Source organism: Neobacillus sp. NPDC093127 (assembly GCF_044754175.1).
Taxonomy (GTDB): Bacteria; Bacillota; Bacilli; order Bacillales; family Cytobacillaceae; genus Neobacillus.
In genome coordinates this window covers 22,621-40,970 of the sequence record NZ_JBIVOP010000009.1, presented here as the reverse complement: position 1 = coordinate 40,970, position 18,350 = coordinate 22,621, and the positions used below count along the sequence as shown (strand labels likewise).

Here is an 18,350-nt window from a genome sequence, read left to right as displayed (position 1 = left end):
TCCCCCTTACTCTTCCGTGTCCGCATATACATATTTCATTGCTTCTTCTGGTGCTGCATAAGGAGCATTTTCAGCATAATCAGTCGCTTCATTTACCTGCTTCATCACACGGTCATTGATTTCTTTTTCCATTTCATCATTCATAACGCCGGTTTCCTTTAGATAAGCACCAAACGTAATGATTGGATCTTGTGTTTTTGCCTTTGCTACTTCATCTGGAGCACGGTAGGACCGGTCGTCATCATCAGAAGAATGCGGTGTAAGACGGTAAGAAACTGTTTCAACCAATGTTGGACCCTCGCCGCGGCGTCCGCGGTCAGCCGCCTCTTTAACAGCTTTGTATACTTCCAATGGATCATTCCCATCGACAGTAATCCCCGGCATCCCGTAACCAATCGCGCGATCAGACACCTTTTCACAAGCTAATTGTTTTTCAATTGGAACAGAAATCGCATACTTATTATTTTCACACATGAAAATAACTGGAAGTTTATGAACACCGGCGAAGTTAGCCCCTTCATGGAAATCACCTTGATTAGAAGAACCTTCCCCAAAGGTTACAAACGTAACCAGGTCCTTTCTTTCCATTTTTCCGGCAAGGGCAACACCGACTGCGTGCGGAACCTGAGTTGTAACTGGCGATGAACCAGTCACGATCCGATTTTTCTTTTGACCAAAGTGTCCTGGCATTTGTCTTCCGCCCGAGTTGGGATCTTCTGCTTTGGCAAACCCTGATAGCATTAGTTCCTTTGGCGTCATCCCAAACGTTAACACCACACCCATATCACGATAATAAGGAAGCACGTAATCTTTTTCACGGTCAAGAGCAAAAGCTGCTCCTACTTGGGCCGCTTCCTGCCCTTGACATGAAATAACAAACGGGATTTTCCCGGCACGGTTCAATAACCACATCCGTTCATCAATCCTTCGAGCTAGAAGCATCGTTTCATATATTTCCAATACTTTTTCATCACTCAAACCTAATGCCTCATGACGCTTTTCTACCATTAATTCCTTACCTCCCATTTGTTCGCCTATAATTCTTATGAATGAATCGCTTTCCCGTCAACCGCCAGTGCGGCTTCACCAATTGCCTCTGACAAGGTTGGATGTGGATGGATTGTGTGGGCGATTTCCCATGGTGTTGCATCTAATACCATCGCAAGCCCGGCTTCGGTAATCATATCGGTTACGTGTGGACCAATCATATGCACCCCAAGAATATCATTGGTCTCTTCATCGGCAATAATTTTTACAAATCCATCTGATTCTCCAAAGACAAGTGCCTTCCCAATTGCTCGGAAAGAAAATTTACCAACCTTCACTTTATGACCTTTCTCTTTAGCCTGATCCTCGGTAATCCCTACACTTGACACCTCTGGGTTACTATAAATACATCTAGAAACTAGATTGTAATCAAATGGCGACGGATCATTCCCTGCGATATGCTCTACCGCAATGATTCCTTCATGTGAGGCAACATGGGCCAGCTGCAAGCCGCCAATTACATCGCCAATCGCGTAAATATGGGATTCCTTCGTTTGAAAGAATTTATTTGTTACAATAAAGCCCTTCTCTACTTGAATTTCTGTATTATTAAGTCCGATTCCCTCCGTGTTGGCTTGACGCCCAACCGAAACGAGAAGTTTCTCAGCTTTAAATTCCTTCACTCCACCCTTAACCTCGGCAGAAATGGCAACTACGTTATCCTTAACAAGCGTTTCCGGAAGAACCTTGGCACTTGTTACGAGTTTAATCCCTTTTTTCTTCATTAAACGCTGCATTTCCTTTGAAATTTCTTTGTCTTCTGTTGGAATGATCCGGTCAGCATATTCAATAACCGTCACCTCAACCCCGAAATCAGAAAGCATTGAGGCCCATTCGATCCCAATAACGCCGCCTCCGACAATAATAATTGAACTTGGCAGTGCTTCAAGTTGTAAGGCTTCGTCAGAGGATAAGACATATTCGCCATCAATTTCAAGCCCTGGAAGTGTCCTTGGTCTTGACCCGGTGGCGACAATCACATTTTTTGGAATCAGCATTTCATTATCTTCGCCATTGTTCATTTCAACTGAAATTGTACCCGGCATCGGCGAGAAAATCGATGGCCCTAAAATGCGGCCTAACCCTTCATAAACATCAATCTTGCCTTGCTTCATCAAATGCTGAACACCTTTATGTAATTGATTGATAATTTTATTTTTTCTTTCTTGTACTTTTCCGAAATTAACCGAAACCTCGCCGGTTACAACACCAAAATCTTCACCCCGTTTTGCTGTTGCAAAAACTTCCGCGCTTCTTAGCAACGCCTTACTTGGAATACAGCCATTGTGAAGGCAGGTTCCCCCAAGTTTTCCTTTTTCGACGATGGCTGTTTTTAAGCCTAGCTGTGAAGCGCGAATCGCAGCTACATAGCCGCCTGTTCCACCGCCAAGAATGACCAAATCGTATTCTTGTGCCACTTATGTTTCCTCCCCATTCCCGCTAAATTTTTGCTGTTGTAAAATTTCCTGGATATGTCTTTACGTTTTCTTCACCACGTAAAACGCGGAGTGCACCTTCTGCAAGTGCTTGGAGTTCATTTTCACCTGGGTGAACAATCACATCAGCAATCCAATTAATCCTATCGGTGATAGATTTCACAAAGCCTTTTCCATAGGCAAGTCCGCCAGTTAAAATGATAGCATCTACTTTGCCGGACAGGACAGAACTTGCAGCACCAATTTCTTTGGCAACCTGATAGGCCATCGCGTCGTAAACAAGCCGCGCCTGTTCATCGCCAGCTTCAATCCTTCGCTCTACTTCTACCGCATCATTTGTTCCAAGGTAGCCGACAAGGCCTCCTTGACCGACAAGCCGTTTCATAATTTCTTCGCGGTAATGCTCACCTGAAAAACACAAAGCAATTAAATCCCCTGCAGGAACCGTCCCCGCACGCTCAGGGCTAAATGGTCCATCACCATGCAATCCATTGTTCACATCGACAACCCTGCCTTGTTTATGGACACCAACGGTTATTCCGCCACCCATATGAGTCACTATGAGATTCAACCTATCGTATTTTTTCCCTAATTCCTTTGCCACTCTTCTTGCCACCGCTTTTTGGTTTAAGGCATGGAAGATACTTTTTCTTTCAATTAAGGAAAACCCAGAGATTCTTGCAATCGGTTCAAGTTCGTCGACAACGACTGGATCGACAATAAACGCTGGTATATTAAGGCCTGAGGCGATTTCCGAGGCAATAATACCGCCAAGATTTGATGCGTGCTGTCCTGTATGAGCAGAACGTAAATCCTCCAGCATCCTATCATTGACTGCATAGGTACCGCCCTCAATCGGTCGGAGTAAGCCGCCTCGTCCGCAAACAGCCGATAATTTCGAAATGTTAATTCCTTCATTATCCAGTGTTTCCAAAATAGTGTTTTTTCTAAATTCATATTGATCAATAATAGTTGAAAAATTATTGATCATCACTGAGTCATGACGGATGGTTTTTTCAAAAATGGAAATTTCATTATCGAAGACTCCAATCTTGGTGGATGTTGAGCCTGGGTTGATGATGAGAATCCGATATTCCTTATCTGGCAACGTAGTAACCTCCATTTAACAAAACAATCTAAATTAAAGGCAAACGCGCTGAATTTCCCATTCAGCGCCCTGCCGTTATTATTTTACTACTATGAACTTCGATAACTGTCCAGCTCCAGCACCCAGCGGCTAGTGGACTTCGCTCTTCTCCCTACGATAAGTCAACATCGGTTCGCTACGCTCACCGTGTTTCCTTTATCTCAGTCGAAGCGCTTCAGTCCATACGCCGCTAAACGGGTGCTTCCGCTTTTCTAATTATCTTGAGATTCTATGACTTAAAATATGGTGGCCATTTTGCAGGAATTGGCTTCTGGAATTACGGATTCTGGCAATTCGCTCTTCAGCCATCCGATCTGCTGCAACATAGGTAGGAATGCCGTCACGTTTTGAAATTTCAATTACTTTTTCAATCGTCGTATAAAGCTGTTCAACCTTTTTCATTGCCCGTTCTTGGTTGTATCCATAAAGTTCATCCGCAACATTGATAACACCGCCAGCATTAATTACATAATCCGGAGCATAAACAATACCCATTTCGTGGATGATGTCCCCGTGGCGGGTGTCTTTCAATTGATTGTTAGCTGAACCGGCAATCACTCTTGCTTTCAGCTGCGGAATCGTTTCATCATTGATGGTTGCACCTAAGGCACATGGAGCATAGATATCACATTCGACACCATAAATTTCATCCGGGTCTACCGCAAGAGCGCCAAATGCTTCTACTGCACGATTTACAGCTTCTTTATTAATATCGGTTACAATCAGCTGCGCACCTTCTTCATGCAGGTATTGACAAAGAGTATACGCAACATTTCCAACACCTTGAACCGCCACTATTCTGCCTTCCAGTGAATCAGTACCAAAAGCTTCCTTCGCTGCTGCTTTCATTCCGCGATAAACGCCAAACGCTGTTACTGGAGAAGGATTTCCAGATGAACCGAAGGCTGGTGAAATTCCGGTAACATAATCTGTTTCTTCATGAATTAAATCCATATCGGCAACTGTTGTACCCACATCTTCTGCAGTAATATAGCGGCCATTCAGTCCTTGGATATAACGGCCAAATGCCCGGAACATTGCTTCATTTTTATCTTTTCGAGGATCGCCGATGATGACCGTTTTACCGCCGCCAAGATTTAATCCCGCTGCTGCATTCTTATATGTCATCCCTTTTGCTAAACGAAGGGCATCTTCAATCGCTGCTTCTTCTGATGCATATGTCCACATACGGGTTCCGCCTAAAGCAGGTCCAAGCGTTGTATCATGAATTGCGATGATTGCTTTTAATCCTGATTGCTTATCCTGGCAGAATACCACTTGCTCATAATCGTATTTTTCTAAGTACTTGAAGATTTCCATGTTCATATTCCTCCTCGAATTTTTACTTTCTATTTTTTCACACAGCATAACGCTAACGCAAGAGAGTAAAGCTTACTTTCCGCAGAATCGGCCCGCGAGGTTAACACAATTGGTGCTTTTGCTCCTGCAATTACCGCTCCAACCTTTGCCTTTGCAAAGTAAATTAATGATTTATATAACACATTTCCAACCTCAATTGTAGGAACCAATAAAATATCCGCTCTGCCGGCCACTTCACTCGAAATCCCTTTGTGTTCTGCAGCCAATGCTGAAACGGCATTATCTAACCCAAGCGGGCCGTCAACAATGCACCCGGATATTTGACCGCGTTTATTCATCATCGTTAACGCAGCGGCATCCACGGTAGCCTGCATCGCAGGATTCACTACCTCTACCGCAGCAATCGGCGCTACTTTCGGAGTTTCGATTCCAATTGCCTTTGCGAGTGAAACAGTATTTTTAATAATTTGTGCTTTTTGTTCCAAGTCAGGCGCAATATTCATTGCGGCATCCGTGACAATCGTAAATTGGTCATAACCGGGAATTTCAAAAAGGGCAACATGTGATAAAACATTCCCTGTTCTTAGACCATATTCCTTATTTAAGACTGCCTTTAAAAGGATATTGCTTGGAATATTGCCTTTCATCAAAACATTTGCTTCTTTGTTAAAAACAGCCTTAACAGCTAGTTCAGCCGCAATGGCTTCAGAATCAGCATCAACAATTTTCAGCTGATTATTATTCATCCATTCGTTCTTTTTCATTTCGATGAGTGAAGAAATTTTCTCTTTATCACCGAATAGGATAAAACGAGCAAGATTTCGGTCTAGTGCATCGATAACCGCTTCAATTACTTCAGCATCTTCTGCTGCAGCAACTGCAACCGTATTTGTGCCTTCCTGGGCTGCTTTGTCTATCAGTGAATCAAGCAACAAGTTGTCATCAACCCTTTCTCCTCTTACTGCAACTCCGATAAATTAATGTGCAAGATTCGTGCCAAAAATTTCTCCCTTGAAAACGCTTTATTCCTTTTTCATCCTGCGCAACTTTTTTCATACTATGAAAATTATTGCGTGCTATTATTTTCAAGGTTATATTTTTCAAGTTTATAATATAGATTTCTCACAGACAAGCCCAGCGTTTTGGCCGTTAAGGTTTTGTTCCCCTTTAAGCGGAAAAGCGTTTGCTGAATAATTTTCGCCTCGTATTCATCCATCATTTCTGATAACGATTGGTTTAATGTAAAAGAAGCACTGCTATAGGTTTCAGAAAGCTCATGGGTTAATTTTTTATTGATTAATTCGGGTAAATGATGGACATCGATTAATGTCTCAAAATAATTCACAAATATAATCGCCCTGCCAAGGATATTTTCTAATTCCCGCACGTTCCCGGGCCAGTCATAGCCCATCAACTGCAGTAATGCTGCTTGGGTAACCCCTTCGACATTTCGTCCATAATCACGATTGATTTTTTGAATCAGTCTTTCACATAATGCAGGAATCTCTTCTTTTCGTTTTCTTAACGGCGGGATATGTATTGGCATACGGTTTAAACGATAATATAAGTCTTCCCTAAAGGAGCTTTTTGCAATACCCTTTTCCAAATTAACATTGGTTGCTGCGATGATTCTAACATTGATGGGAATAGGCTTTGTCCCGCCTACACGGGTAATTTCATTCTCTTGCAAAACCCTCAGCAGTTTGGCCTGGGTATTGGCGGAAAGCTCACCTATCTCATCAAGAAAAATGCTGCCATTATTCGCCTCTTCGAAGAAACCGAGTTTTCCACCTCTTATTGCTCCGGAGAAAGCCCCTTCTTCGTAGCCAAATAATTCACTCTCAAGCAAGGATTCGGAAATAGCAGCGCAATTAACGCGGATAAATTTGTTATAATTCCGATCACTTGCATTATGGATAGCATGGGCAAACAATTCTTTACCAGTACCCGATTCCCCCCTTAGCAGGACGGTTGCAGGTGTTTTCGCCCCCAGCTTCGCCTGCTCAAGAGCAAGCATCATTTCATCAGATTTTCCGATAATATCTTCAAAGGTATATTTCGCTTCTAGTTTCCGGATTATTTGTCTTGCCCGGTTCAGTTCTCGGCTTAGCGATTTCAATTCTGACATATCATGAATTACCCCGACACTGCCTTTTAATTTCCCTTTTACGATAATCGGTGCCACATTGACGATGACTTCCCTCTTATTTGGACCTACCCTCATCGGTGTTCCCCGAACAGCACGTCTGGTTTTCAGCACCTTCATATGCATACTTTCCCCCTCAGAGATGTCCGCGGTAGCAGGCTGGCCGATTACTTGCTCTTTAGTGAGTCCCGTAATACGTGTATAAGCAGGATTGATGAGGATTCCACGGCCATTTTCATCGACAACAGAAATGGCATCGTCACTGGAATGGATAATCGCTTGAAGCATGGTTTGGATTTCTTTTAAATCCGTGATTTCCTCCGCCAGATTAACAACCTCTGTAATATCTTTAAAGACAGCAAAAGCGCCAATTAACGTCCCATTTTCTTCAATGATCGGAATGCGGGTCGTAATGATTTTCCGATCATTACTCAGGACCATTTCTTGGTTTGCCTCTATCCTTCTAGTGTCAAGAATGAGCGGCAGCCTCGTTGTGGGTATAACTGCAACGACAGGTTTTCCTATGGCATCCTCTTTTTTTACTCCCATTATTTCTTCAGCGCGTTTGTTAAACATGATGACCGTTCCTTGGTTGTCAATCACCATCATCCCGTCATTTGCAGCATTAAAAATCAGTTCCTGTTTATAAGATTCATTTTGATGCTTGGCGACTAGATCTTCTTTCTCTTCCATTAGCTTCGATAGTAAAAATGCAACACTTCCTGGAATTAATACTGTTTTTTTCTTTTTAGCATTTCTTAATTCTTGAAAGACGGCTTCATGACCCGTTACCTCAATGATGATATCGATATTTTCGGTAAGAAAAGGCTGCCAATGGGTCCCTGTTTTAATCCCCTCTTCTTGGGCTAATAAAATTCCCGGTGCATCAAAGTTTCGATCAATTACCACATGGACCTTTAACACTTCTGATTCTTTTAAAATTTTTAAGATTGCTGTACCGCCTTTACCGGCCCCAACAATCATAACGTTCTGCATTTTTTCTGCCCCTTTTAATTAAAGAAATATTTTTCATTCTCCCACAGGTAAAAACATGCAATTTTCTTCATCCTCTCTATTTTATTACCAAACACAATGTTTGACAAATTATTTCTATGTAATAAAATTTTCTTGAGATATAATTAGATATACCTTGTCATTATTATTAGCAATCGGAAGGAACTATTTATGATACGTATTTTTGCCCTTATCATATTATTGATCCCAGGAGCTTTAGCCGCTTTTGGGATAAAATTAATGCGTGATATGACCTTTGGGATTCTTCAGGCACCATTCCCATATTTGTGGCTTCAATTTCTTGTGGGTCTACTCTTTTTCGTCGGCGGTCTTGCGTTTGTAGCAGGATTTATTTTTCATCGCGATCAAAAGAGAAACAAGGTCCAAACTCGCTTTAAAAAATAGGCAGTGTTAAAGAATATTGTTGATTTTGGCCACAATGTTGATTGGAGTGGAAGGCGCGAGACTCCTGCGGGAGCAGCGGGACAGGTGAGACCCCGCAGGCGCTTTAGCGCCGAGGAGGCTCACCGCCCGCCCCGCGAACCGCTCGCGCCTGGAACGGAAATCAACATTCTCTTTTAACACAGCCAAAAAATAAGGAAGAAAAGAGGCCGCTATGGTCTCTTTTCATATTGTTTCCGGATTCGAAGTGCCTTAACTGTATCGTCCGTGATAATTGCCGTGCAATTAATATTAAAGAAGCGATGCATATCGGCATCTTTATTGACGGTATAGGGCCTTACTCCAATTCCATTTGCCATCGTATTAACGATGATCTTATCTGACATTGCAGAATGTTTTGGATGTATCCCTTTTGCTCTTATCGATTGTGAATAAATCCACGGCATATAAATGCCCTCAATAAAAAGCGGAGCAGTTTCAATTTCCGGCGCCAGCCGATAACTGTAAACAATACTATAGTGGTTAAAAGAGGAAATAATAATCCGATCGGAAAGGCCAAACTTTCGAACAAGATCAATGACTTTTTCTTCCATACCTTCATAAGGAAACAGACCGTTTTTTAGTTCAATATTACATAGAAGCTTGTTAGTCTTCATCCGTTCAAGGACTTCTGCCAGGGCTGGAATCGGCTCTTTTTTAACACCCTTTTTATTGGCATTTAGTTTTCTAATTTCTTTATATAAAAAGTCTTTGACAAAACCATTTCCATTCGTTGTTCGGTCGACTTTTTCATCGTGAATAACAACTAGTTCACCATCTTTCGTCATTTGAACATCGAGTTCTATCCCATCCGCTCCTGCCTTTTCTGCTTCAACAAAGGCTCCCATTGTATTTTCAGCAGAAGTGACAGCGTAGCCGCGATGTGCAAAAATCTGTGTCATGTTTTCACTTCCCAACTTTAAAATGGAGGAATTCCAAATGAAACCTTTACAACTATCACCCGAAACAGCAATCAAGCTTGCCGAAAAATTAAAGGTACCGATAGAACAGCTTATGCATATGCCCCAACATATTCTTATTCAAAAGATAATGGAATTGGAAAAGGAAAATAATAATTCTTCAAAATAAAAAGCCTCATTGCTGAGGCCTTTTATTTTATTCTTCCTTTCAAGAAGCCTTATGCTCAAGGCGTAATTTATCGGCGACCATGGCAATGAACTCTGAATTGGTCGGTTTTGCTTTTGACATGCTGACAGTATATCCGAAAAGGCTGGAAATGGAGTCAATATTGCCGCGGCTCCAAGCAACCTCGATGGCGTGACGAATCGCACGCTCAACTCGGCTTGCTGTCGTGTTATACTTTTTAGCAATATCCGGATATAATACTTTCGTGATTGAGCCAAGAAGCTCGATATCGTTGTAAACCATGGATATGGCTTCACGCAAGTATAAATAGCCTTTAATATGTGCCGGAACACCAATTTCATGAATGATGCTTGTAATACTTGCATCCAAATTTTTTGGTTTTTGTTCCACTTGGGATCGATAGCTGGACGACGAGGCCTTTCGAGTAAACGAATTACTATTACCGCTGACTTGACGAATATGATTCCCGAGATTTTCCATATCAAATGGTTTCAAAATAAAATAGGAGGCTCCAAGTTCAACAGCCTTTTTCGTTACATCTTCCTGCCCAAAAGCCGTCAACATAATGACATTTGGCAGTGATCCTTTTTTTAACTCCCGCAGGCGCTCAAGCACGGCCAAACCATCAAGATGGGGCATGATAATATCTAAAACAAGAACATCAGGGTCTACTGACCCTAACATGTCTAAACACTCCTGGCCATTATGGGCAATCCCAACCACTTCCATATCCTCTTGGGATGAAATATAATCCTCTAATAATCCAACTAACTCCCTATTGTCATCAACCACACAAACTTTAATTTTCTTCAATTCCAGTTCCTCCTCAGGTTCAACTCATCTCTATTTCATCTTAAAATCAATAATCAGCTGTAATCTCTTAATTCTATTCTAATTTACAAATTCGACAATGCAACAAAAAATCCTTTCATTTTTTTAATATTTCTTAAATTAGTGATATAATCTTATCTTTTCTTGGTTTTTCTCTTCTTTTCGACGAAATCCGCTTTATTTCCAATATAATACTGGATTTTGTCGAATATTCTTTTTGCATGAAAAAAAGCAAAATAGGGGAATTCCCCCACTTTGCTCTGATTAATGTCCAGCTTCAGCGCTAAACGGGCGCTTCCGCTTTTCTTATTAGCTAGCCTTGCTTTTTGCTGTTTCGTATATGTTAATTCCAGCTTCATTCAGCATCCATTCAATATGCACCCCATAACCTGAGGTCGGATCATTGACAAAGACATGTGTAACGGCTCCGACAAGCTTTCCATCTTGGATAATCGGACTTCCGCTCATCCCTTGAACAATTCCTCCAGTTTTTTCAAGGAGCTTAGGATCGGTTACTTTTATGACCATCCCTTTAGTAGCTGGAAACTTTTGCGGAATTGTGCTTACAATTTCGATATTAAATTCTTCTACTCGGTCGTTATTCACCACTGTTAATATCTTTGCAGGTCCCTCTTTTACTTGATGGGATAACGCTATTGGCAGCGGTTTATCCATTACGCCATTTTTTAATTCTTCATTTAATTCTCCAAAAATTCCGAACGGACTATTCTTTTGGATATTCCCAACAATTTCACGGTCATTTGAAAAGCGTGCAAGCTTTTCACCGGGATCCCCATGACTGCCTTTTTCAATAGAAGTGACGGTTGAACGAACTATTTGGCCATCCTCGACCACGATTGGTTTTTTTGTATCCATGTCTGAAATGACATGTCCAAGGGCACCATATTTTTTAGATTGAGGGTGAATGAAGGTCATTGTCCCAATCCCTGCAGCTGAATCTCTAATATATAAGCCAAGCTTATAGGTGTTTTCCCCTTTATCCTTTAAGGGGGTCAGTTTGGTGGTTATTTTTCCACTTTCTCTGCTTATGGAGATATCGAGAGCTTTACCTGTTTGTCCTGCTGTTTGTACAAACGGAGCAACATCGGTCATTTTTTCTATTTTATTGCCGTTAATTTCTGTAATAATATCCCCAATTTTTATTCCTGCAATTTCACCTGGGGACTTTTTTCCATCTGTAGTATTGATTAAATGGTGGCCAACAACTAAGACACCCACTGTATTTAATTTGACACCTATTGACTGACCGCCTGGAATGACTCGAAAATCCTTTAAGACATGTACATCGACCTTTTTTATTGGAATACCAGCAAATTCTAACAGCATTTCATTCTTGCCTTTTTCAGTTGCTTTAACCGTTACCGATTGTTTTTCCTGATCAAGTGTGTTTTTTGAATTGTGAGAATTTAGGACGGCTGATACCGGGGCAGCCTTTTTAAATGTGTAATCCTGTCCTTCAAAAACAGTAATCGTCTTTGGAATACTTAAATATTGACTCATAGGCTGAAAAAAAATAAGGCTAACTAATGAAACAAGGAGAATTCCACCAATAATTTTTCTAATTATCTCAAACCTCAAACTTTTCACTCTCCTCGCTTCTAGTTACTGCAATTAAAAATGGCTACATCTTTAATTTTGCCTCGTTCACAAGCATTTATAACTGGTATAAACATAAAAAAGCTACCCGAGATGGATAGCATTACAATTTTTCCCGAATTAATGGGCGGTATTACCTCTAAATGATTGAAATTTCACCTTATTTTATTTTCTGCCGCTAAATTTAATAATTCCTCTGCGTGTTGTTTCGTAAGTTCGGTAATTTCCGCCCCGGAGATCATCCGGCCAATTTCTTTAATTTTTTCTTCAACATTCAATGGTCTGACAGAGGTTGTCGTTCTGCCGCCTTTTTGTGTTTTTGAAATAAATAAATGAGTATCTGCCATAGCAGCCACTTGAGGTAAATGGGAAATACATAACACCTGGGAATCAATCGCAACTTTATAAATTTTTTCCGCAATCGACTGGGCAACTCTTCCACTCACCCCCGTATCTACTTCATCGAAAATGATCGAGGTCACACCTTGATGCTTGGAAAAAATACTCTTTAGTGCCAGCATGATCCGTGATAACTCACCTCCAGAAGCGACTTTCGATAAAGGCTTCAACGGTTCTCCCGGGTTGGTTGAAATATAAAACTCTACATGGTCAACGCCGTTTTTAGAAAAATGCTGAATGTCAGATTCAAACCGAATTTCAAAAACGGTTTTCGCCATATATAATTCCTTCAATTCTCTATGTATTAATCGTGTTAGCTTTTCAGCCCATTTGTGCCGAAGTTCAGTTAATTGTTTGGCTTCAAGAACTAAGTCTTTTCTAATCGAGGTTAATTCTTTTTCCAATTCAGCTATATGTGTTTCTTTGTTTTGGAGCGTTTCAATTTCTTCTTCGATTTTCGCCGCATATTCTACAATTTCATCGATTGTTTTGCCGTATTTCCGTTTAAGCTGGTTAATTTCATTTAAGCGGTTCTCAATTTCATTGAGCCTTTCCGGATCGTATTCTAAAGCATCCAATTCATTTCTTAATGAGCTTGCTGCATCCTCTAACAGATAAAAACTATTCGACACGGATTCAAAAATTTCTTTATAGTTTGAATCAAGCGCTGCTGCATCTTCGAGGTACCCCATAACCATTCCAATCCAATCAAGCCCTTTTTGATCCCCATTTAGCGCAGAGTAGCTAGATTGGATTGCTTCAAATACTCTTTCAAAATTCCCCAGTTTTCTTTTTTCCTCAAAAAGCACTTCATCTTCATGAAGTTTTAATTCAGCTTTTTGAATTTCATCTAATTGAAATTGAATTAAATCAAGGCGGTGGGCAGTCTGTTGATCATTTTCACTTAAATTTTTTAGCTTATGTAATGTCTGTTCATAACGCCGAAATACTTGCAGGTATTCATCTTCCGAGGCTAGGATTTCTTCCGAACCAAATTGATCAAGTAATTGGAGATGTTTGGTCTCATCCATCAATTCCTGATGTTCATGCTGACCATGAATATCCACAAGGGTTCGTCCAATTTCCCGCAGTGTTGAAATCGTTACAAGCTTTCCGTTTATGCGGCAAACGCTTTTTCCTGTTCGGGAAATATCACGCCGTAATACAACCATTTCTTCTTCAATATCGATCCCAAAGTCTAAAGCCTTCTTAATTACAGGATGGTCTGAATCCTCAAGCTGAAATAATCCTTCTATTTCCGCCTTTTCCTCTCCATGACGAACAAACTCTGCTGACCCTCTGCCACCTGTAAGTAAATGAATAGCATCAATTATTATCGATTTACCTGCCCCTGTTTCCCCAGTTAGAACAGTTAATCCCTTATTAAAGGAGATAGAAAGGGCTTCAATAATGGCGAAATTTTTTATTGACAATTCTGCTAACAAGGCACTCTCCCCCAATTACAGCATTTCTAGGAATCGATTGGTAACGACTTCTGTATCCTCCGGTGTTCGACAAATAATTAACATGGTATCGTCACCACATATCGTTCCTAATATTTCTTCCCAATCAAGATTATCGATAAGCGCTCCAATGGCCATTGCATTACCCGGCAAGCACTTCATGACTAACAAATGCCCCGCGGAATCAATCCTGACAAACGCGTCCACTAATGAACGTTTTAGTTTTTGCAATGGATTAAACCTTTGGTCTGCCGGCAGACTGTATTTATAACGGCCATCGAGTAATGGTACTTTAACCAAGTGTAATTCTTTAATATCGCGTGAAACTGTTGCTTGGGTTACATTATAGCCAGCACTTTTCAGTTCATCGACAAGCTCATCCTGTGTCTCAATATCATTACCGGCAATAATCTCTCTAATTTTTATTAGACGCTGCCCTTTATTCATTTTTTCACCCCTAGTTGTTAAAAACATTAGAGTATTTTGTACTAAAATGTCGTATCTACCCATATGTTAGCCCATTTTTATTACCTTGTACATTTAATCTTTTAAAATAAATCGAATAAAAGGATAGGCATCAGCCTATCCCTTTTATTCTTGCTTTGTGTGGAATTCATTATGTGCTTCCTTAACAACGTCCATGGGACTAACAGGGAGCTGAATGATGCCTGATTCCCGTTCACCTTCCCATTTAAGGTGAAGTAAAAATTCAATATTCCCATCACCGCCTGTGATCGGCGAAAAGGATAGATCTTCGACAAGGAATCCTTGTTGAACGGAAAAGGTAATGATTTTATCGATTACCTGTAAATGTACTTTTTCATCACGCACAATGCCTTTTTTACCAACCTGGTCTCGTCCAGCCTCGAACTGCGGCTTAATAAGGGCAATAATATCACTTCCAGGGACAAGAAGTGTTTTTAACACAGGCAATATTAAGCTTAGCGAGATGAATGATACATCAATTGAGGCAAAATTTGGCATTTCACCTGTTAAATCAGCAGGTGTTACATAGCGAAAGTTAGTCCTTTCCATCACCACAACACGTTCGTCCTGCCTTAGCTTCCACGCAAGCTGATTGTAGCCAACATCGAGGGCATAGGACATTTTCGCGCCATTTTGCAGGGCGCAATCGGTAAATCCGCCGGTTGAAGCCCCAATATCTAATAACACTTTATCAAGGACACTGACATTAAATATTTTCAGCGCCTTCTCAAGCTTTAAGCCACCGCGGCTGACATACTGGAGCATTTTCCCCTTAATGTTTAGCGGGATATCAATCTTAACCTTTTCTCCAGGTTTATCGAGCCGTTCTTCATTTGTATAAACCAGACCCGCCATGACGGCTCTTTTTGCTTTTTCCCTTGTTTCTATTAAACCTCGTTCCACGAGTAAAACATCTAAACGTTCTTTATTTTTCATAAGTTAAGCCCTTTGTTGTTTTTTCCTAGCCAGTTTCGAAATTCTCTTAATCACTCCGTCAGTGGTTAGACCAATCTCTTCAAGGAGGGAGCCGACATCCCCATGTTCAATAAATTGATCAGGAATTCCAAGTCTGTCAATTTGCGCATGGTAATAACCGTGATCATGAGCAAACTCAAGAACAGCACTGCCAAATCCGCCTTGCAATACCGCTTCCTCGATGGTTAGGAGCGGGAGGTTAGTTTCTAACAACTTCGTTAGCATCTTTTCATCCAACGGCTTAATAAACCGGGCATTGACCACCCTCACGGAGATTCCTTGCTTTTCAAGGGCCATCGCCGCCTCCATAGCCATCGGAATCGTCGTTCCAAAAGTTAGAATGGCTGCATCCTCGCCTTCTTTGATTACCTCCCACGTCCCAATAGGAATGCTCTTGAATTTCCCATCCATTGGTACACCGATTCCATTGCCGCGCGGGAATCTCATCGCAATTGGACCATCATCATAATTCAAGGCCGTATAAACCATATGCTGGCCCTCATTTTCGTCTTTCGGCATCATTAGGACCATGTTTGGTATATGTCTTAAAAAGGCAATATCGAATACCCCTTGATGTGTTTCACCATCAGCACCAACTAAACCGGCACGGTCGATTCCAATAAATACATTTAAGTTCTGCCGGCAAATATCATGGACAACCTGGTCATAGGCGCGCTGCAAGAAAGTCGAGTAAATCGCTAAAAAAGGTTTCATATTTTGCGTCGCTAATCCTGCTGCTACTGTTGCCGCATGCTGCTCAGCGATTCCGACATCATACATTCGTTCGGGAAACTCGCTGGCAAAGCCTTCTAGCTTCGAGCCAACTGGCATCGCTGGTGTAATCGCCACAATTCGTTCATCTTCGCGCGCGAGCTTGCGGACGGTTTCGCTGACTAAGCTGCTCCACGCTGGCGGCTGCATTTTGTTGGGCTTTACAAAGGCACCCGTGTCCATCTTGTATGGACCTGTACCGTGCCACGTACCTGTTTTATCCGTTTCTGCCGGTTGAAATCCTTTTCCCTTTTTCGTAATTACATGAAGGAGGACGGGGCCGGCGGTCTTTTTAGCATAACTAAGGTTCTCAAATAAATTGTCAAAATTATGACCATCAATCGGACCTAAATAGGTAAAACCCAGCTCTTCAAAAAACATGCCTGAAACAAATAGATATTTAAGACTATCCTTTATCCGTTCCGCAGTTGCCGCAAGCTTACCGCCAACAGCAGGCACCTTTTTCAACAGGACTTCCAGTTCATCTTTCACCCATTGGTATTTTCCAGCTGTCCGCAATTGACCAAGAATATTATGAAGTGCCCCAACATTTGGAGCAATCGACATTTCATTATCATTTAAAATTACAATCATGTCTTTTTTCTCATGGCCAATATGATTTAAGGCTTCTAGGGCCATTCCGCCTGTTAAGGCACCGTCGCCAATAACCGGTACAACGAAGGATTTTTCCTTTTTTAAGTCCCTGGCAATCGCCATCCCCATCGCAGCAGACAATGAGGTGGAACTGTGCCCTGTCTCCCATACATCATGCTCGCTTTCAATTCGTTTCGGAAAACCGCACAACCCTTTGAATTGTCTTAGTGTATCAAATTCACACGCTCTGCCAGATAAAATTTTATGGACATAGGACTGATGCCCGACATCCCAAATAATTTTATCCTTTGGACTATTAAAACATTTATGTAAAGCAATAGTTAATTCAACAACACCTAAATTCGGTCCAATATGGCCTCCGGTTACGGACAGCTTTTCAATTAAGAATTGGCGAATATCCTGACTTAAAGCCTCCAGTTCTTTATTCGACATTCCTTTTAAAAAGGACGGGTCTTTTATTTCTAACAGATCCATTTTTGGACCACTCACTTTCATACTTTTTCTGAAAAAATAGCCGCTAACACAGGTAGTGATAACGGCATTTATCAACGTTTTCTACATTGAAAACAATTATAACACACTTCATTCATTGCCTCAAATTCCCTTTATGATAAAGGGAGGAGCGCCGTAAAACCTGTTTTTAATGGTCTCTTGATGCAATTAAATCCGTTATTTCCTCTAAGAGGTTTGTATGTAAACCTGTCTTTTTTAAATGTACTTTCGCTTGGTTTATTTGCTTATCCAACGCTTCTTTTGCACCTTCCAAAGATAGTAATTGGGGGTACGTACTTTTATGATTTGCTGTATCACTGCCAACAGTTTTGCCAATTAATTGTTGATTGCCTACTAAATCAAGAATATCATCCTGAATTTGAAAGGCAAGGCCAAGGTGATGGGCAAAGGCAGAAAGGTGTTCTAATTGGCTCTCCGTTGCACCTGCCAAAATCGCCCCTGCTAACACACTAAACCTAAGCAGCTTTCCTGTCTTATGAATATGAATATAATCAAGTTCCTGAAGGGTTAGTGACTTCCCTTCGCCTTCCATATCTGCCACTTGGCCGCCAACCATTCCTTCACAACCGGCTGCTTTTGCCATTTCAATGATTACCTTTAGCAATGTGTCAGAGGAAGCGAAATCAGCAGGGATTTTCCCAATAACTTCAAAACTATAGGTTAATAGCGCGTCGCCGGCCAATACGGCTATCGCATCACCAAAAACTTTGTGATTGGTCGGCTTTCCACGTCGTAAATCGTCATTATCCATACTAGGTAAGTCATCATGGATTAATGAATAGGTATGAATCATCTCAACTGCCGTAGCTGCAAACAGACCTTTTTTCGGATCTATTCTATAGGCGTCTAATGTCGCAAATAACAATAATGGACGAATTCTCTTCCCGCCTGCTTCAAGGGAATACATCATCGATTCTTTAATAATAGGTGGAGCAAAGAGCTTATCAACCAGCTTCCGAAGCTCCATTTCCAGCAATTGTTTATATTCTTCGGCAAATGCGTCTAGTAACCTGGCTTCCAAG

The 18,350-nt window shown here is 41.3% G+C and carries 16 protein-coding genes; 2 read left to right on the top strand and 14 right to left on the bottom strand.

Annotated elements, in window-relative coordinates:
• Nucleotides 1–6: 6 nt before the first annotated feature.
• The 6 genes from ACIQCO_RS13815 to ACIQCO_RS13790 all read right to left on the bottom strand — a co-directional run bounded on the left by ACIQCO_RS13815 (nucleotide 7) and on the right by ACIQCO_RS13790 (nucleotide 8,092).
• Entirely contained in the window at nucleotides 7–1,008 is a 1,002-nt protein-coding gene (locus tag ACIQCO_RS13815; RefSeq protein ID WP_400429415.1) for a thiamine pyrophosphate-dependent dehydrogenase E1 component subunit alpha, read from the bottom strand.
• Nucleotides 1,009–1,043: 35 nt separating this feature from the next.
• The gene (gene lpdA / locus ACIQCO_RS13810) at nucleotides 1,044–2,465 is read right to left on the bottom strand and encodes a dihydrolipoyl dehydrogenase (RefSeq protein ID WP_400429412.1); all 1,422 of its coding nucleotides are present in this window, start codon (nucleotides 2,463–2,465) and stop codon (nucleotides 1,044–1,046) included.
• A 22-nt stretch (nucleotides 2,466–2,487) separates the two neighbouring features.
• Complete coding sequence (gene buk, locus ACIQCO_RS13805; RefSeq protein ID WP_400429409.1) at nucleotides 2,488–3,606, bottom strand: butyrate kinase; 1,119 nt, start codon at nucleotides 3,604–3,606, stop codon at nucleotides 2,488–2,490.
• 240 nt (nucleotides 3,607–3,846) lie between these two features.
• Nucleotides 3,847–4,956: a branched-chain amino acid dehydrogenase gene (gene bcd, locus ACIQCO_RS13800; protein WP_400429407.1), complete on the bottom strand. Its 1,110-nt coding sequence runs from the start codon at nucleotides 4,954–4,956 to the stop codon at nucleotides 3,847–3,849.
• Between the two features lie 23 nt (nucleotides 4,957–4,979).
• A complete protein-coding gene (gene yqiS / locus ACIQCO_RS13795) occupies nucleotides 4,980–5,885 on the bottom strand; it encodes a phosphate butyryltransferase (protein ID WP_400429405.1) in 906 nt (301 codons plus the stop codon).
• A 131-nt stretch (nucleotides 5,886–6,016) separates the two neighbouring features.
• Complete coding sequence (locus tag ACIQCO_RS13790) at nucleotides 6,017–8,092, bottom strand: sigma 54-interacting transcriptional regulator (protein WP_400429403.1); 2,076 nt, start codon at nucleotides 8,090–8,092, stop codon at nucleotides 6,017–6,019.
• A gap of 189 nt (nucleotides 8,093–8,281) precedes the next feature.
• On the opposite strand from ACIQCO_RS13790, the gene ACIQCO_RS13785 reads away from it, so the two are divergent.
• Nucleotides 8,282–8,515: a DUF2627 domain-containing protein gene (locus ACIQCO_RS13785; protein WP_400429400.1), complete on the top strand. Its 234-nt coding sequence runs from the start codon at nucleotides 8,282–8,284 to the stop codon at nucleotides 8,513–8,515.
• A 209-nt stretch (nucleotides 8,516–8,724) separates the two neighbouring features.
• Here ACIQCO_RS13785 and ACIQCO_RS13780 read toward each other — a convergent pair whose 3' ends face one another.
• Nucleotides 8,725–9,453 (bottom strand): glycerophosphodiester phosphodiesterase, encoded by a 729-nt coding sequence (locus ACIQCO_RS13780; RefSeq protein WP_400429398.1) that lies wholly within the window; start codon nucleotides 9,451–9,453, stop codon nucleotides 8,725–8,727.
• Between the two features lie 37 nt (nucleotides 9,454–9,490).
• Between ACIQCO_RS13780 and ACIQCO_RS13775 the strand changes: the two genes are divergently transcribed.
• Nucleotides 9,491–9,640 (top strand): YycC family protein, encoded by a 150-nt coding sequence (locus tag ACIQCO_RS13775; protein WP_400429395.1) that lies wholly within the window; start codon nucleotides 9,491–9,493, stop codon nucleotides 9,638–9,640.
• Nucleotides 9,641–9,679: 39 nt separating this feature from the next.
• Here ACIQCO_RS13775 and spo0A read toward each other — a convergent pair whose 3' ends face one another.
• The 7 genes from spo0A to ACIQCO_RS13740 form a co-directional block, all read right to left on the bottom strand.
• Entirely contained in the window at nucleotides 9,680–10,471 is a 792-nt protein-coding gene (gene spo0A, locus ACIQCO_RS13770) for a sporulation transcription factor Spo0A (protein WP_400429392.1), read from the bottom strand.
• A gap of 327 nt (nucleotides 10,472–10,798) precedes the next feature.
• Nucleotides 10,799–12,088 carry a SpoIVB peptidase gene (gene spoIVB, locus ACIQCO_RS13765; RefSeq protein WP_400429389.1) on the bottom strand — a complete coding sequence of 430 codons (1,290 nt, stop codon included), beginning with the start codon at nucleotides 12,086–12,088 and terminating at the stop codon, nucleotides 10,799–10,801.
• A 173-nt stretch (nucleotides 12,089–12,261) separates the two neighbouring features.
• The gene (recN, locus tag ACIQCO_RS13760) at nucleotides 12,262–13,950 is read right to left on the bottom strand and encodes a DNA repair protein RecN (protein ID WP_400429386.1); all 1,689 of its coding nucleotides are present in this window, start codon (nucleotides 13,948–13,950) and stop codon (nucleotides 12,262–12,264) included.
• 15 nt (nucleotides 13,951–13,965) lie between these two features.
• On the bottom strand, nucleotides 13,966–14,415 hold the full coding sequence (gene ahrC / locus ACIQCO_RS13755) for a transcriptional regulator AhrC/ArgR (protein ID WP_400429384.1): 450 nt from the start codon (nucleotides 14,413–14,415) through the stop codon (nucleotides 13,966–13,968).
• A 144-nt stretch (nucleotides 14,416–14,559) separates the two neighbouring features.
• The gene (locus ACIQCO_RS13750; RefSeq protein ID WP_400429381.1) at nucleotides 14,560–15,390 is read right to left on the bottom strand and encodes a TlyA family RNA methyltransferase; all 831 of its coding nucleotides are present in this window, start codon (nucleotides 15,388–15,390) and stop codon (nucleotides 14,560–14,562) included.
• A gap of 3 nt (nucleotides 15,391–15,393) precedes the next feature.
• On the bottom strand, nucleotides 15,394–17,289 hold the full coding sequence (gene dxs / locus ACIQCO_RS13745) for a 1-deoxy-D-xylulose-5-phosphate synthase (protein ID WP_400429379.1): 1,896 nt from the start codon (nucleotides 17,287–17,289) through the stop codon (nucleotides 15,394–15,396).
• A 166-nt stretch (nucleotides 17,290–17,455) separates the two neighbouring features.
• Nucleotides 17,456–18,349 (bottom strand): polyprenyl synthetase family protein, encoded by an 894-nt coding sequence (locus ACIQCO_RS13740; RefSeq protein ID WP_400429376.1) that lies wholly within the window; start codon nucleotides 18,347–18,349, stop codon nucleotides 17,456–17,458.
• Nucleotide 18,350: the final 1 nt, after the last annotated feature.

Bases quoted from the DNA above. Each gene is read 5' to 3' on its own strand.
- ACIQCO_RS13815 (WP_400429415.1), bottom strand. From the start codon at position 1,008: ATGGTAGAAAAGCGTCATGAGGCATTAGGTTTGAGTGATGAAAAAGTA.
- buk (WP_400429409.1), bottom strand. From the start codon at position 3,606: ATGGAGGTTACTACGTTGCCAGATAAGGAATATCGGATTCTCATCATC.
- bcd (WP_400429407.1), bottom strand. From the start codon at position 4,956: ATGAACATGGAAATCTTCAAGTACTTAGAAAAATACGATTATGAGCAA.
- ACIQCO_RS13790 (WP_400429403.1), bottom strand. From the start codon at position 8,092: ATGCAGAACGTTATGATTGTTGGGGCCGGTAAAGGCGGTACAGCAATC.
- ACIQCO_RS13785 (WP_400429400.1), top strand. From the start codon at position 8,282: ATGATACGTATTTTTGCCCTTATCATATTATTGATCCCAGGAGCTTTA.
- ACIQCO_RS13780 (WP_400429398.1), bottom strand. From the start codon at position 9,453: ATGACACAGATTTTTGCACATCGCGGCTACGCTGTCACTTCTGCTGAA.
- ACIQCO_RS13775 (WP_400429395.1), top strand. From the start codon at position 9,491: ATGAAACCTTTACAACTATCACCCGAAACAGCAATCAAGCTTGCCGAA.
- ahrC (WP_400429384.1), bottom strand. From the start codon at position 14,415: ATGAATAAAGGGCAGCGTCTAATAAAAATTAGAGAGATTATTGCCGGT.
- ACIQCO_RS13750 (WP_400429381.1), bottom strand. From the start codon at position 15,390: ATGAAAAATAAAGAACGTTTAGATGTTTTACTCGTGGAACGAGGTTTA.
- dxs (WP_400429379.1), bottom strand. From the start codon at position 17,289: ATGGATCTGTTAGAAATAAAAGACCCGTCCTTTTTAAAAGGAATGTCG.